Source organism: Streptomyces sp. NPDC006435 (assembly GCF_040612315.1).
GTDB lineage: Bacteria > Actinomycetota > Actinomycetes > Streptomycetales > Streptomycetaceae > Streptomyces.
Genome location: NZ_JBEXPY010000008.1, coordinates 48,244 through 62,826, shown reverse-complemented (window position 1 = coordinate 62,826; position 14,583 = coordinate 48,244). Strand labels below are relative to the sequence as shown.

Below are 14,583 nucleotides of genomic sequence, written 5' to 3'. Positions count from 1 at the left end.
GTCCGGCGGGCCGCGCCGAAATCCGCGTGAGCTGGCACAGTGGTAGAGGGAACGGTTGCGTTTCCGTGAGCGTTGTGCGGAGAGAAGGCGTATGCGGCTCCGCCGCGCGGGAGGAGGAAAGCGCATGACCTATGACCGACTGGTGTGCGCGAGCTGCGCGGCGCCCGTGAGCGAGGGCCGCTGCCCCGTGTGCCGGGCGAGCCGTGAGCGACTGCAGCAGGAGCACGGGCAGGGAATGTTCGCCGGGCTGAATCCGGCGATGCTGGTGGCCCTGCTGGTGGTGCTGCTCGGCGCGGTGGCGCTGCTGGCGCACCAGACGGCGTAGCGAGGCCGTACGCGCGGGCCGGACCCGCCCAGGAACGGGCGGGCGCGGCCGCGAAGGCGTGCAGGTGTACGCGGAGGGGCCCGGGAAGCCGATCGGCTTCCCGGGCCCCTCTGTGCGCTTGTCCGTACCGCTACGGGCCTCAGGCGGCCGTGCGGCCGTTCACCAGGCGCGGGAGGATGCGGAAGCCGATGCCTCCGGCGATCATCGTCGCGGCGCCGACGAGCAGGAACGTGGTCTCGGCCGCACCGGTCTCGGCGAGCTCGTCCTTGCCCTTGCCCTGCTCGACCGGCTGGTTGCCGACCGAGTCGGGGGTGGTGTTGTCCTCGCAGGTCGCGCCGTCGAGGTCGACGGTGCAGCCGTCGCCACCGGTGGTGGAGCCGGACGTGCCGCTGCCGGTGGTGCCGCCGTTGTCGCCGCCACCGTTGCTGGTGCCGCCGTTGTCGCCGCCGCCGTTGCCGCTGCCGCCGGCCTGGTTGCCACCGTTGCCGTTGCCACCGTTGTTGCCGGTGCCGCCGGCCTGGTTGCCACCGTTGCCGTTGCCGCCGGCCTGGTTGCCACCGTTGCCGTTGCCACCGGCCTGGTTGCCGCCGTTGCCGTTGCCACCGTTGTTGCCGTTGCCGCCGTCGCCACCACCGGCCGCGTCGCCACCACCAGCGGCGTCACCGCCACCAGCCGCGTCGCCACCACCGGCCGCGTCACCGCCACCAGCCGCGTCGCCACCACCGGCCGCGTCACCGCCACCAGCCGCGTCGCCACCACCAGCGGCGTCACCGCCACCAGCCGCGTCGCCACCACCAGCGGCGTCACCGCCACCAGCCGCGTCGCCACCACCGGCCGCGTCACCGCCACCAGCCGCGTCACCGCCACCGTCACCCTCGCCACAGCGCGGGTCGAGCGGGCTGCACTCGCCGTCCTCGCCGTCGCCGCCGTTGACCTCGGCCTGGACCGACAGACCGGCGACGTCGACATCGACGCCGACGGCCGAAGCCACACCGGCAGCGGTGAGCGAGGCACCTGCGGCGATCACCGCACCTGCGGCTATCCGCGCGACGCGTACACGCGTCTTCTTCGTCATGTGCTGCTACCCCCAGTAGCTGTTCTCGTCAGTGGAGCAGCCATATGCGGGGCGATGGCCCGGCGGGGTTTGCTCCGAACGCCGGCCCACGTAGCGCCGTGGCCAAGCCGCCCGCCCCCGTTCACACCCGTCCCAGACATACGCATGCTGCCCTAGCACCCTGTCCAGAGTTAAGGACTACGTCAAGGCCGTTCCATGCAATCTGGACCGTTTTGCCCGTAGTTGAGCCTCATTCAGCATCACGACTGTGACGCACCCGCCACGGCGCCGCCGCGACCGGAACCCCAACTCCCGTCCGGGAGCGGCCCCGAGTCCGACCCGACGGAAACGGCGGTGCCGGAACCCCGTGGGGATTCCGGCACCGCCGTGAACCGTTCGTACGCGGGCCTCCGGGGCCCGTCCGGCTACTTCTCGCGCTGCTTGCGCCAGCGGATGCCCGCTTCGAGGAAGCCGTCGATCTCGCCGTTGAAGACCGCCTCGGGGTTGCCCATCTCGAACTCCGTACGCAGGTCCTTGACCATCTGGTACGGGTGCAGGACGTACGACCGCATCTGGTTGCCCCAGGAGTTGCCGCCGTCGCCCTTGAGGGCGTCCATCTTGGCCTGCTCCTCCTGGCGGCGGCGCTCCAGGAGCTTCGCCTGGAGGACGTTCATCGCGGACGCCTTGTTCTGGATCTGCGAGCGCTCGTTCTGGCAGGAGACGACGATGCCGGTCGGGAGGTGGGTCAGGCGGACCGCGGAGTCCGTGGTGTTGACGCCCTGGCCGCCGGGGCCCGAGGAGCGGTACACGTCCACGCGCAGCTCGGACTCGTCGATCTCGATGTGGTCGGTCTGCTCGACCACCGGCAGCACCTCGACGCCCGCGAAGGACGTCTGGCGGCGGCCCTGGTTGTCGAAGGGCGAGATCCGGACGAGCCGGTGCGTGCCCTGCTCGACGGAGAGCGTGCCGTAGGCGTACGGGGCCTGGACGGCGAAGGTGGTCGACTTGATGCCGGCCTCCTCCGCGTACGACGTCTCGTAGACCTCGGTCTTGTAGCCGCGCTGCTCGGCCCAGCGCAGGTACATGCGCTGGAGCTTCTCGGCGAAGTCGGCGGCGTCCACGCCACCGGCCTCGGCCCTGATGTTGACCAGGGCCTCGCGCGCGTCGTACTCGCCGGACAGGAGGGTGCGGACCTCCATCTCGTCCAGCGCCTTGCGGACGGACTCCAGCTCCGACTCGGCCTCGGACAGGGCGTCGGCGTCGCCCTCGTCCTGCGCGAGCTCGAAGAGGACTTCGAGATCGTCGATCCGGCCACGGAGCGCCTCGGCCTTGCGGACCTCGGCCTGGAGGTGCGAAAGCTTGCTGGTGATCTTCTGTGCCGCCTCCGGGTCGTCCCAGAGGGAGGGCGCTGCCGCCTGCTCCTCGAGCGCGGCGACGTCCGCCCTCAGCGCATCCAGGTCAAGGACGGCCTCGATCGACGCCATGGTCGAGGAGAGGGACTTCAGCTCTTCGGAAATATCGACGACTGCCACGGGTCCAGCGTAACGGCTGTCGGCGCGGACGTTCCTCGGACCGCATGATCACCGCCCCGCGGACGGGTCCGCGGGCCCTCGCGGACCGTGCGCCGCCGGGGCTCCGGAGCCGGGACCGGAGAGGCCTCCGGGGCTCCGGGGCCGGGTCAGGGGGCGGCCGGGGCCGAGTTCTCCGTCTCCTGCGGGGGCGCGCCCCCGTCGTCGCCGCCCAGGGCCAGCCAGCCGCCCACCGCCGCCACCAGCACCAGCGCCGCGGCGGCCAGGGTCAGCCGGCGCTTGCGGACGGCCGCGGACCGGTTGCGGGCCGAGCCGGGGCGGGGCGTGCCGGGGGAACGGGGGGCGCGGGCCGTGCCGCGGGGGCCTCCGGAGAGTTCGTCGGGGCCCGGGACCCGCATGCTGGTGTGGGTGTCGCGGTTGGAGTCGGCGGAGGAGCCGGGGACCAGCGGGACCGCGCCGCGGCGGCGGGGTTCCTCGGGGGCGGGGGTGTACTGCTGCCCGTCGTAGGCCCGGGGTTCCGGTTCCTCGGCGTCCGGTTCGTCGACGTCGAGCGGCGGGATGCCGGCCAGCTGCGGGAGCTGCTCGCGCAGCCGGGCGGCGAGTTCGGAGGCGCGCAGCCGGGAGGCCGGGGCCTTGGCCAGGCACTGGACCAGGAGCTGCCAGAGCTCCTCGGGGATGCCGGGGAGGGGGACGACCGTCTCGGTGACGTGCCGGCGCAGGACCGCGCCGGGGTGTCCGCCGCCGAAGGGCGTGAAGCCGGCGAGGAGTTCGTACAGGACGGTCGCGAGGGCGTAGATGTCGACTGCGGCGCGGGGCGGAAGGCCCTCGACTATCTCGGGGGCGAGGTAGTCCGGCGTGCCGATGATCTTGGTGGCCTTGGTGCGGCGCGGGGTGTCGATCAGCTTGGCCACGCCGAAGTCGGTGAGCAGCGCCGGGTGCGAACCGCCGGGGCCGAGCGGGCCCTCCATGTCGAGCAGGATGTTCTCCGGCTTGACGTCCCGGTGGACGATGCCCGCGGCGTGCGCGGCGGCGAGGCCGTCGGCGACGTCCGCGATGATCGCCACGGCCGCCTCGGGGGCGAGCCGACGTTCGCGGTCCAACCGGGTGCGCAGGTCGGTGCCGCGCACGAGGTCCATGACCAGGGCCAGGTCGTTGCCGTCCACCACGAGGTCGCGGACGGCGACGACGTGCGGGTGGTCCAGCCCGAGCAGGGCGGTGCGCTCCTGGACGAAGCGGCCCACGAGTTCCTGGTCGGACGCGAGGTCCTCGCGGAGCAGCTTGATGGCCACCGGGCCCTCGGGCCCCTCGCCGAGCCACACCGTGCCGGCGCTGCCGCGCCCCAGGATCTGGTGGGCGGTGTACCGGCTGCCGATATTCCGTGCCAAGACTGCTCCCTCAGCGGCTGGCGATGGACCGTCACTCATGACCCCCGGTCGACAAAGTTACGCGTCGATCGGGGTGTTGGGTGCCCGGGTTGGCGCCAAGCCTCACTTCTGCGGGCGATATGCGTGGAAACCGGCCCGCAGAAGTCGATATAGCTACAGATTCATTGGTGCGCCGACGGCTCAGGGGGTGCCGGTGCCGCTGTCGCCGCCGCCCAGCTCCGAGATCCAGTCGGTGACGGTGGAGACCGCGTCGGTGATCGCCTTCCAGTAGCTCTTGCCCTGGCCGATCCAGTCCTGCAGCGGGGTCAGCTCCCAGATCAGCCAGCCCGCGACGAAGAGCAGGATCAGGGTGAACAGGCAGCCCTTGAGGCAGCCGAGGCCGGGGATCCGCATCGGGTTGGCGCTGCGCTGCCGCGGCTCGCGGGGCGGCCGGGGGGCCGGCTGCTGGGGCTGGGGCTGCGGCTGCTGCGGGGGCGCGTACTGCTGCGGGGGCTGGGGCTGCGGCTGATACTGCTGCTGCCGCTGCGGCTGGTACTGCTGCGGCTGCTGGTATTGCTGGTGCTGCGGCGGCGGTTGCGGCTGCCGGCGCTGCTGCTGGGGCTGTCGTTGCTGCTGGGGCTGGGGCTGCCGCTGGGGGCGGCGGCGCAGCGGGTCCTCGCTCGGGTCGAGGTACTGGACCTGGGTCTGCTCGTTGCGGTCGCGGGCCGCCCGGAGCTGGGACTGCCAGGGGTGCGGGTCCTCGGGCTGCGGCGGGCCGTCCGGGCGGGGCGGCACCGGCGGCAGGACCGAGGTCGGGTCGGCGTGCCCGCCGCCCTGGCCGGAGGTCTGCGGCAGGACGCTGGTGGCGGCGGCGGGGTCGTACGAGCCCGCGTTGCTCGGCAGCACCTGCGTGGGGTCCGCGGCGTCGGGGGCGTCCGGGACGGGCGCGGGTGCCGGGTCGGGGGCGAGGAGGGCGCCCACGCCGTCGGCCGCCGCGATCTGGGCGGAACTGGCGTGCACGCCGATGCCCTCGGCGACGACGCGCAGGCCGCGGGCCAGGTTCTCGGCGCTGGGACGGCGCTCGGGCTCCTTGCTCAGGCAGCGCTCTATCACCGTCCACAGGGGCTGCGGGACGGTGCTGGGGCGGCGGGGCTCCTCGCTGAGGTGCCGGTGCAGCACTTCGAGGGCGGTGCCGCCGGCGAACGGCGGACGGCCGGTGACCAGCTCGTACAGCAGGATGCCCGCGCCGTAGATGTCGACGGCGGAGGTCTGCGGGCGGCCCTCGGCGGACTCGGGCGCCACGTAGGCGGGCGTGCCGACGAACTCGTGGGTCCGGGTGAGGCCCGGGGAGTCGGCCAGGCGGGCGATGCCGAAGTCGGTGAGCATCGGGCGCATCCCGCCGTCGCTCTCGTCCAGCAGGACGTTGGCGGGCTTCAGGTCGCGGTGGACCACGCCGTCCGCGTGGCTGGCGGCGAGGGCGTCCGCGATCTGCGCGGTGAGCAGCGCGGCGGCGACCGGGGTGAGCGGGCCGTTCTCGCGGAGGTAGCGGTGCAGGTCGGGACCGTCGATCAGGTCCATGACGAGGGCGAGGAGGTCGCCCTCGACGACCAGGTCGCGGGTGCGCACGATGTTCTCGTGGGTGAGCCGGAGCAGCACGGAGCGCTCGCGCAGGAACCGCATCACGACGTCGGCGTCGTTGGCGAGTTCCTCCTTCAGGACCTTGATCGCGACGGTCTCGCCGGGCTGACCGGCGACGGCCGCCTCGGCGCCCGCGGTCTCCCGCTGGCGGGCACGCCAGACGGTGCCCGTGGCGCCGCGTCCCAGCGGCTCCTCCAGGAGGTACTTGCTGCCTACCGGCCGCACGTCATGCGCTCCCTGCAGATTCGTGGTGCTTGCGGTGTCCCCGGTTCCGCCCGGGAGTTCCGGCCCACTCTAGTGGGGTGACCGGCGGGGCCAGGAAGGTCCGTCCGGTTGCTGTCGTCGTCCTGTCCGGTGTTGGCCGGATGCCGCCCCGAGGAGACACCGGCCGGTTTCGGAACAAGACGCGCGCTCCGGGCGAATGGTTGCCGCACACGCGTGCGACGAATCGCCCCGGACGTTCTTCCGGAACGGTTCCGTCCTGGTGGCCGGGGCACCGAGCGGGCACTTCCGGGGTGCCAAGCGGGCACTTATGGGCGCACAGCCGACGTTTCAAGATCATTTTGTGGTGACCCCCGGGCGTGTTGTCGGTGGCAGGTGCGAGGATGCCTCCAGCACGGAACTGTGGGGACGGGAGTCCCGCGGCACGTGACGAACCTGTACGGACGACGCGTCCGTGTCGGGTGGGGGGAATCACAGGGCGTTTCCCCTGCCCGGCGCCCCGCGCAGAAGGGACCGCTGACGGCGATGCAGATCCGGCTGACCGTCCTCGCGCCGCGCAGCGGCCAGACCCCGGCGCGCGCGTGCGACGTGCTGGTCACCGCCCCGCCCGGGACGGCGCTGGCCACCGTGGCGTCCAACCTGGCCGCGGCCGTCCTCGGCCCCGACGGCTCGCTCGGCGGCGGCGCGGTGGTGCTGTTCGCGGGGCGCGAGCGGCTCGACGCGCAGCGGTGCGCGCTGGGCGAACCCCCGCTGGTGGACGGTGCGGTGCTCTCGCTCCAGGTCCCGGGCGAGGACGAGGCGGTGGACGACGCCGTCCCGGCCCGGCTGCACGTGGTCGCGGGGCCCGACGCGGGCGGGGTCCACCTGTTGCACGGCGGCCGGATCCGGATCGGCCGCTCCGTCGACGCGGACGTGCCGCTCGACGACCCCGACGTGTCCCGGCTGCACTGCGCGGTGACGGTCTCCGCCGACGGCCGGGTCTCGGTGGCGGACCTCGGTTCCACCAACGGCACCCTGCTCGACGGCGCGGAGGTCCGCGACCGCCCGGTCCGGCTGAAGCCCGGCGCGCTGCTGCGGCTCGGCGAGTCCACGCTCCGGCTGGCCCCCGGCGCGCCCGGCCCGGCGCTGCCCACGGCGCCGGACGGCGAGGGGCACCTGCGGGTCTCCGGCACGGCGGCCGGCACCGGGTCCGACGGCGGGCACGGCGCGGACCACGACTACGCCCCGGCCGCACCCGGCGCCCCCGCGCCCCACGAGGAGCACGGCCGCGGGGGCGACGGGGACGGCCCGCACCGGTCCGCCGCGCCTCCCGGCCACCTCCCCGGCGGGGAGACGAACGGCGGGACGGCCCGGCGGGGCGGGATAGGCGCCTGGGCCCGACGCCTCGCGGGCAACCGGGGCGAGCCCGTGCACGAGGCGGCGCCCGACGGGTCCGGTGCCGCCGGACCGGCCTCCCCCGACCCGGCGTCGACGGCGCCGGGGACCGACGGACAGAGCACCTGGCCCGACCCCGCGGCCGTGCTGCTGACCGCGCTCGGCCCCGGCCCCCGGCTGTGGGAGCGCGGCACCGACCACCCCGAGGCGCTGGTGGTGCGGCTGGGGACGACGGACCGGGCCGAGCTGCCCGCCGTGCCGGTCACGGTGGGGCTGCGGGAGGCGGGCTCGCTCGGGCTCGCGGGGCCGCGGACCCGGCTGGCCGGCCTCGCCCGTTCGGCGGTGGCGCAGCTCGCCGCGCTGCACTCCCCCGCCGACCTGGAGATCGTGCTGATCAGCACCGACCGCGCCCGTGGCGCGGAGGAGCGCAGGCGCGAGTGGGCCTGGCTCGGCTGGCTGCCCCATCTGCGGCCGATGCACGGCCAGGACTGCCGGCTGCTCCTCGCGTACGACCGCGAGCAGGCCACCGCCCGTACGACGGAGCTGGTGCGCCGGCTGGACGACGGGCCGCTCGGGCCCGGCTGGGCGAGCCTGGACCGGGGCACGGTCGCCGAGGCCGCCGAGCGGTACACCGGGCCGTACACGGTGGTGATCGTCGACGGCGACCCCGGCTCGGCGGTGCTGCGCGAGAACACCGCCCGGCTGGCCGCCGCCGGGGCCGCGGCGGGCATCCATCTGATCTGCCTGGCCGAGACCCCCTCGGCCACGCCCACCTCGCCGGTCGCGGCGACGTACGAGGCCGCCTGCCACGCCTCGATCGCGTTCCGCGAGTGCGGGGCCGTGGCGATGCTCAGCGGCGACGTGGCGACGGCCCTGCGGCTGCTGCGGACGGCGGACGGCCGGGCCGCGGGCCGGGGCACGGTCGCCGCGCTGGACGCGGTGTCGGCGCACTGGGCCGAGCGGTTCGGCCGGGCGCTGGCCCCGCTGCGCGCGGAGGGTTCGGCGACGGCCCACGGCCGGCCGTCGGCGGCGCTGCCGACGACCGCCCGTCTGCTGGACGAGCTGGGCCTGGCCCGCGCCACCCCGGCCTCCCTGATGGCCCGCTGGGCCTCCACCGCCGACGACCAGCCCGGTGCCGCGGGCCGCCGGCCGGGCGGCCCCGCGGGCGGTGAGGCGGACGTCCGCGGTTCGGGCCGTACGGCGTACCCGCGCGTGGGCGCCCAGCGCACGGGCGGGGCGCCGGGGTCCGACGGCCACGTCCCGGGCCGCACCCCGTACCCCGGCAGTGAGAACGCCACCCACATCGGCACCCCGGGCCACGCCCTGGCGCCGGACGACGCCACCCCCTTCCCCGGCTCCGGGCGCACCCCGTACCCGGGCAGCGCGACGCATCACGTCCCCGTCCCCGACGACGACGCCCCCGGTTCGGGCCGCACCCCGTACCCGGGCGGCTCCGCGCCGCGCATAGGGAGTCAGCGGCAGGGCTCCCCCGCCTCCCGGACGGTGCCCGGAACCGGCTCCTGGGCCGGTGGCGGTGGCGCGCGGGGCGACGACGCCGACGAGGCCCGGGGAACCGGCCCCCGTGCCGCCGGGCCCGGCTCGAACCGGGTCAGCGGGCCGCGCGGCGGCGATGCGCCCCGGATCGTCGCACGGGGTGCAGGAACCGGAAGTGCAGGAACCGGAAGCACCGCCACCGCCCGGATCGCCGTCGAGGCGGACACGGACGGCGCCGCGGCCGCCGGCGCTCCCGCCCCCGCGGCGGACGGCGCCGCCGTACCCGCGACCGTCGGGCGGCCCGTGGTGGTGCTCGGGGCCGGGCCCCGGGGTCCGGTCAGCGTGGACCTGGCGCAGGAGGGCCCCCACCTGCTCATCGAGGGTCCGGCCGGCAGCGGGCGCACGGAGCTGCTGCGGGCCGTCGCCGCCTCGCTGGCCGCCGCCGCCCGGCCCGATCTGCTGGGCGTCCTGCTGGTCGACGGGGCCGGTGGCGAGCGGGGCGAGAGCCTGAGCCCGTGCACCGAGCTCCCCCACGCCTTCATGCACCTGGTGGCCAACGACCCGGTGCGGATGCGGGAGTTCGCCCAGGCGCTGGGCGGTGAGCTGAAGCGGCGCGCAGAGCTGCTGGGGCCGTACGACTTCACCGAGTGGCACCGGCGGCACGAGGCGTCGGAACACCTGGTCGGGCAGCGTCCGCCGACCGCCGCCGAGCAGCGCGGCGACCTGGAGTCCCCGATGAGCGGGACGCTCCGGCTGCGCCCCGCCGCCCGGCCCGCCGCCCGGCCCGGGCCTCCTCCGCTGCCCCGGCTCGTGGTCCTGGTCGACGACTTCGACGCGCTGGTCGCCCCCGCGCTCGGCAGTCCCGGGCGGCCCGCCGCGGGGTCGGTCGTGCGGGCCCTGGAGGCCGTGGCCCGGGAGGGCGGCCGGCTCGGCGTCCACCTGGTCGCGACGTCCGCCCGCCCGGACCGCACGCAGGACACCGACCTGGCCGACGGGGCCCGGCTGCGCATCGTGCTGGACGCGCCCGTGGTGCCGCCGTCGCCGGACGACCCGGCGCCCGGGCGCGGCAGGCTCGGGCATCCGGACGGCCGGGTGACCCCGTTCCAGGGCGGCCGGGTGACCGGTCGCATACCCCGTACGGCGACGTTGCGTCCCACCGTCGTCCCGCTGGAGTGGGAACGGATGGGTGATCCGCCGACCCGGCGTCCGGTGCGCGAACTGGGCAACGGTCCGACGGACCTCGCGCTGCTGGCCAGTGCCCTGGAGCGGGCGGCGCGCTCGGTGGGCGCCGAGCCGATGGCCCCGCTCGGCCCCGTTCCCTCCTGACCGGAGCGGCGCCCGGGGAATCGACTGACATTACGTCACGAGCCCATCACGATCAAGGAGTTGGCACGAGAAGCGGTATTGCGGCGTCCGTCCGCCGGGCGTAGGACTGTGCGCACACATCGATGTGAGAGACGGGGAAGCAATGCGCACAACCCATCGGATCGGCAGGGCTGCCATGGTGTTCACCGCCATCGGCGCGCTGGCCCTCACGGGCTGCAGCGACGACGGCGGCAAGGACGAGCCGGACAAGGCGTCCGGGAACGAGGCGAGCCCGTCCGTCGCGCTGCCGAAGCTGGACGGCGAGAAGCTCTCGGTCGCGGCGGTCTGGACCGGCGCCGAGCAGGCCAACTTCGTCAAGGTGCTGAAGGAGTTCGAGAAGCGCACGGGGGCGACGGTCTCCTTCGTCCCGGCGCAGGACCCCATCGTCAACTTCCTCGGTACGAAGATCGCGGGAGGTCAGCCGCCGGACGTCGCGATGATCCCGCAGGTCGGCGCGATCAAGCAGGCCGCCGAGAAGAAGTGGGCCAAGCCGGTCGGCCCCGAGGCCAAGGAACAGCTCACCAAGAACTACTCGAAGGTCTGGCAGGACCTCGGCTCGGTGGACGGCACCCAGTACGGCGTCTACTTCAAGGCCGCCAACAAGTCCCTGGTCTGGTACAACACCAAGGCGTTCGAGAACGCGGGTGCCAGTGAGCCGAAGACCTGGAAGGACTTCCTGGCGACGGCCGAGACGGTGTCCGCCTCGGGCGTCACCCCGGTCTCGGTCGGCGGCGCGGACGGCTGGACCCTCACCGACTGGTTCGAGAACATCTACCTCTCCCAGGCCGGTCCGGAGAAGTACGACCAGCTGGCGCAGCACAAGATCAAGTGGACGGACGGGTCCGTCAAGGACGCGCTGACCACGCTCGCGCAGCTCTTCGGCAAGCCGTCGCTGATCGCGGGCGGCGCGGACGGCGCGCTGCAGACGGAGTTCCCGGCCTCGGTCACCCAGACCTTCACCGGCGGTGACACCCCCAAGGCCGCGATGGTCTTCGAGGGCGACTTCGTGGGCGTCAACATCGCGCAGACGAAGGCCAAGATCGGTACCGACGCCAAGGTGTTCCCGTTCCCGGCGGTCGGCCCCGAGGCCCCCGTCGTGACCGGTGGGGACGCCGCGGTGGCGCTGAAGGACGGCAAGGGCGCCCAGGCCCTGCTGACCTGGCTGGCCTCGGCCGACGCCGCGAAGATCATGGCCGAGCAGGGCGGTTTCATCTCGCCGAACAAGTCCCTGGACGCCGCCGCGTACCCGAACGAGGTGCAGCGCACGATGGCGAAGGCGCTGATCACGGCCGGTGACTCCGTCCGGTTCGACATGTCCGACCAGGCCCCGCAGTCGTTCGGCGGGACGCCCGGCAAGGGCGAGTGGAAGATCCTCCAGGACTTCCTGAAGAACCCGAAGGACATCGCGGGGACCCAGGCGAAGCTGGAGTCCGACGCGGCCAAGGCGTACAAGAGCTGATCCGGTGACGACATCCGCAGCGGGGGGTGCCGACGCGGCGCCCCCCGCCGACAAGCATCCGTCCCCGGCGTCCTCCCCCCACAGGTCGCTCGGCAGACCGGACCGCAGCCGCAGGAGCGTGACCGGCACCCGCCGGCTCATAGCGGGACTCTTCCTGGCGCCCGCGCTGGTCCTGCTGGGCGCGCTCGTGGTCTATCCGATCGCCTACTCCGTCTACCGGTCGTTCTTCGACCAGGCGGGCACGGGCTTCGCCGGACTCGACAACTACAAGGCGCTGTTCACCGACGACACCATCCGCACGGCGGTCAAGAACAACGCGGTCTGGGTGGTGTTCGCGCCGACGGTCGCCACGGCCCTCGGGCTGATCTTCGCGGTGCTGACCGAACGCATCCGCTGGGGCACGGCGTTCAAGCTGGTCGTCTTCATGCCGATGGCGATCTCCATGCTCGCGGCGGGCATCATCTTCCGGCTGGTGTACGACCAGGCGCCGGAGCGCGGGGTCGCCAACGCCGTGTGGGTGGGCGTGCACGACACGTTCTCCGAGTCGGCCGGCTACCCGAAGGCGCATCCACTGCCCGTCCACCCCCTCAGGGCGGGAGGTGGCGGCTCGTTCGTCACGAAGACCACGGTGCGGGCCGGGCAGCCGGTCCAGCTGCCGCTGGTCGGTGTGGCGCCGACGAAGATGCCCTCGGACGCGGAGCCGGCGAAGGCCGCCGTCGCGGACGACGGGAGGATCACCGGTACCGCGTGGCTGGACTTCACCCGGGGCGGCGGCGGTAAACCCAACGTCATCGACCCCAAGGAGCTGGGGCTCCGGGGCATCGAGGTCGAGGCCGTCAAGAACGGCGAGGTGGTCGCCACGGCGAAGGCCGGGGCGGACGGCACGTTCACCCTGCCCGCCTCCGCCGACGGCGCCGAACTCCGGCTGCCCGCATCGAACTTCAGGGAGCCGTACAACGGGGTCGAATGGCTCGGCCCGACGCTCGTGACGCCGGGGATCATCGGTTCCTACGTCTGGATGTGGGCCGGGTTCGCGATGGTGCTGATCGCGGCGGGGCTCGCGGGGCTGCCGCGGGAACTGCTCGAAGCGGCCCGGGTGGACGGCGCGAACGAGTGGCAGGTGTTCCGCCGGATCACGGTGCCGATGCTCGCGCCCGTGCTCGTGGTGGTGCTGGTGACGTTGATGATCAACGTGCTGAAGGTCTTCGACCTGGTCTTCATCATCGCGCCGGGCTCCTCGCAGGACGACGCGAACGTGCTGGCCCTCCAGCTCTACCGGTCCTCGTTCGGCACGGACGCGGACCTCGGGATCGGCAGCGCCATCGCCGTGCTCCTGCTGCTGCTGGTACTTCCGGTGATGTACGTCAACATCCGCCGGATCAGGAAGGAGGGGCGCCGATGACGACGTCGACCACGACCTCGGCCGCGGCCACGGGCACGACCGCCGGGGACGGACCGGTGAGGGCCCGGCGGCCCCTCGGCTCGCGGCTGGCCGCCCGCGTCGGCGGGGGCCTGATGCGGGTCTTCCTCGTCCTGGTGGCCCTGTTCTGGCTGATGCCGACCGTCGGGCTGCTGCTGTCCTCGCTGCGCGGTTCGGACGAGATCTCGTCGACCGGCTGGTGGAAGGTCTTCACGGCCCCCTCCCAGCTGACCTTCGACAACTACTCCCGGCTGCTCGACAACTCGACCATCACCAATTCCCTCCTCAGCACGATCATGATCACCGTCCCGGCGACCGTCCTGGTCGTCGTGATCGGTTCGCTGGCCGGGTACGCCTTCGCCTGGATGGAGTTCCCCGGCCGCGACTGGTGGTTCCTGGTGGTCGTGGGACTGCTGGTGGTCCCGGTGCAGGTCGCCCTCGTCCCGGTGTCCAAGCTCTTCGGGGCGGTCGGGATCTTCGAGACGACCCTGGGCGTGATCCTCTTCCACACGGCCTTCGGGCTGCCCTTCGCGATCTTCCTGCTGCGGAACTTCTTCGCGGAGATCCCGAGGGAGCTGCTGGAGGCGGCCCGGCTCGACGGGGCGGGCGAGATCCGGCTCTTCACCCGGGTCGTGATGCCGCTGGGCGGACCGGCGATCGCCTCGCTGGGGATCTTCCAGTTCCTCTGGGTGTGGAACGACATGCTGGTCGCGCTGATCTTCGCGGACTCCGACTCGCCGCCGATCACCGTGGCCCTCCAGCAGCAGGTCAGGCAGTTCGGCAACAACATCGACGTGCTGGCGCCCGGCGCCTTCGTGTCGATGGTGATCCCGCTGGCGGTCTTCTTCGCCTTCCAGCGCCAGTTCGTCTCCGGCGTGATGGCGGGCGCGGTGAAGTAGCCGCTGCCGCCCGGTCGGCCGGGCACGACAGAACCGGACGGGCCCGGGAACGGGCCCGTCCGGCGTTCCCGGCGCTACTGGCCCACCATCACGGTGACGAGGCCGATGACCACCAGAAACGATCCGCCCCAGGTCCACATCGAGGTCCGCTCGTGCAGCACGGTCGCCCCGGCCAGCACGATCAGCAGGTACCCGAGGGCGTTGAACGGGTAGGCGATGGACAGCGGCACCGTGGCCAGGGTGATCATCCAGGCCAGTGCGGACACCCCGAAGACCAGCAGCCCGAGGACGACCCAGGGGCTGGTCGCGGCGCGCATGGCGAGGGAGCCCTCGTGCCCCGCGGCGGCCGCGGCGCTCCGCATCCCGTGCTTGAGCATGATCTGGCCGCCCGCCGAGGAGAGCACGGCGAACAGCAGCAGCATCAGACTGGGCAGGTTCAA

10 protein-coding genes are annotated in these 14,583 nt (G+C 73.6%); 5 read left to right on the top strand and 5 right to left on the bottom strand.

The genetic code is table 11. The features are described 5' to 3' along the window. The first annotated feature begins 124 nt into the window (after window positions 1-124). Window positions 125-325: a hypothetical protein gene (locus ABZZ04_RS11555; RefSeq protein ID WP_148838249.1), complete on the top strand. Its 201-nt coding sequence runs from the start codon at window positions 125-127 to the stop codon at window positions 323-325. Window positions 326-464: 139 nt separating this feature from the next. Here ABZZ04_RS11555 and ABZZ04_RS11550 read toward each other — a convergent pair whose 3' ends face one another. From ABZZ04_RS11550 to ABZZ04_RS11535, 4 genes are all read right to left on the bottom strand, one after another. Beyond that, a complete protein-coding gene (locus tag ABZZ04_RS11550) occupies window positions 465-1,400 on the bottom strand; it encodes an LPXTG cell wall anchor domain-containing protein (protein WP_356931990.1) in 936 nt (311 codons plus the stop codon). Between the two features lie 404 nt (window positions 1,401-1,804). Next, window positions 1,805-2,911 (bottom strand): peptide chain release factor 2, encoded by a 1,107-nt coding sequence (prfB, locus tag ABZZ04_RS11545; protein ID WP_356931989.1) that lies wholly within the window; start codon window positions 2,909-2,911, stop codon window positions 1,805-1,807. A 146-nt stretch (window positions 2,912-3,057) separates the two neighbouring features. After that, complete coding sequence (locus ABZZ04_RS11540) at window positions 3,058-4,293, bottom strand: serine/threonine-protein kinase (RefSeq protein ID WP_356931988.1); 1,236 nt, start codon at window positions 4,291-4,293, stop codon at window positions 3,058-3,060. Window positions 4,294-4,473: 180 nt separating this feature from the next. Next, a complete protein-coding gene (locus tag ABZZ04_RS11535) occupies window positions 4,474-6,135 on the bottom strand; it encodes a serine/threonine-protein kinase (RefSeq protein ID WP_356931987.1) in 1,662 nt (553 codons plus the stop codon). A 522-nt stretch (window positions 6,136-6,657) separates the two neighbouring features. Here ABZZ04_RS11535 and ABZZ04_RS11530 point away from each other — a divergent pair. The 4 genes from ABZZ04_RS11530 (at window position 6,658) to ABZZ04_RS11515 (ending at window position 14,143) form a co-directional block, all read left to right on the top strand. Next, complete coding sequence (locus ABZZ04_RS11530; RefSeq protein ID WP_356931986.1) at window positions 6,658-10,326, top strand: FHA domain-containing protein; 3,669 nt, start codon at window positions 6,658-6,660, stop codon at window positions 10,324-10,326. 142 nt (window positions 10,327-10,468) lie between these two features. Next, window positions 10,469-11,824, top strand: a complete 1,356-nt coding sequence (locus ABZZ04_RS11525; RefSeq protein ID WP_356931985.1) for an ABC transporter substrate-binding protein — start codon at window positions 10,469-10,471, stop codon at window positions 11,822-11,824. Window positions 11,825-11,828: 4 nt separating this feature from the next. Continuing rightward, window positions 11,829-13,226, top strand: coding sequence for a sugar ABC transporter permease (locus ABZZ04_RS11520; protein WP_356931984.1), 1,398 nt, complete (start codon window positions 11,829-11,831; stop codon window positions 13,224-13,226). Next, window positions 13,223-14,143 carry a carbohydrate ABC transporter permease gene (locus ABZZ04_RS11515; protein ID WP_356931983.1) on the top strand — a complete coding sequence of 307 codons (921 nt, stop codon included), beginning with the start codon at window positions 13,223-13,225 and terminating at the stop codon, window positions 14,141-14,143. The genes ABZZ04_RS11520 and ABZZ04_RS11515 overlap by 4 nt, the downstream gene beginning before the upstream one ends. Before the next feature lie 74 nt (window positions 14,144-14,217). Here ABZZ04_RS11515 and ABZZ04_RS11510 read toward each other — a convergent pair whose 3' ends face one another. After that, the gene (locus ABZZ04_RS11510; RefSeq protein ID WP_356931982.1) at window positions 14,218-14,583 is read right to left on the bottom strand and encodes a hypothetical protein; all 366 of its coding nucleotides are present in this window, start codon (window positions 14,581-14,583) and stop codon (window positions 14,218-14,220) included.

Excerpts from the sequence above, each read along its gene's own strand:
- ABZZ04_RS11555 (WP_148838249.1), top strand. The coding sequence starts at position 125 with ATGACCTATGACCGACTGGTGTGCGCGAGCTGCGCGGCGCCCGTGAGC.
- ABZZ04_RS11525 (WP_356931985.1), top strand. The coding sequence starts at position 10,469 with ATGCGCACAACCCATCGGATCGGCAGGGCTGCCATGGTGTTCACCGCC.
- ABZZ04_RS11530 (WP_356931986.1), top strand. The coding sequence starts at position 6,658 with ATGCAGATCCGGCTGACCGTCCTCGCGCCGCGCAGCGGCCAGACCCCG.
- ABZZ04_RS11550 (WP_356931990.1), bottom strand. The coding sequence starts at position 1,400 with ATGACGAAGAAGACGCGTGTACGCGTCGCGCGGATAGCCGCAGGTGCG.
- ABZZ04_RS11515 (WP_356931983.1), top strand. The coding sequence starts at position 13,223 with ATGACGACGTCGACCACGACCTCGGCCGCGGCCACGGGCACGACCGCC.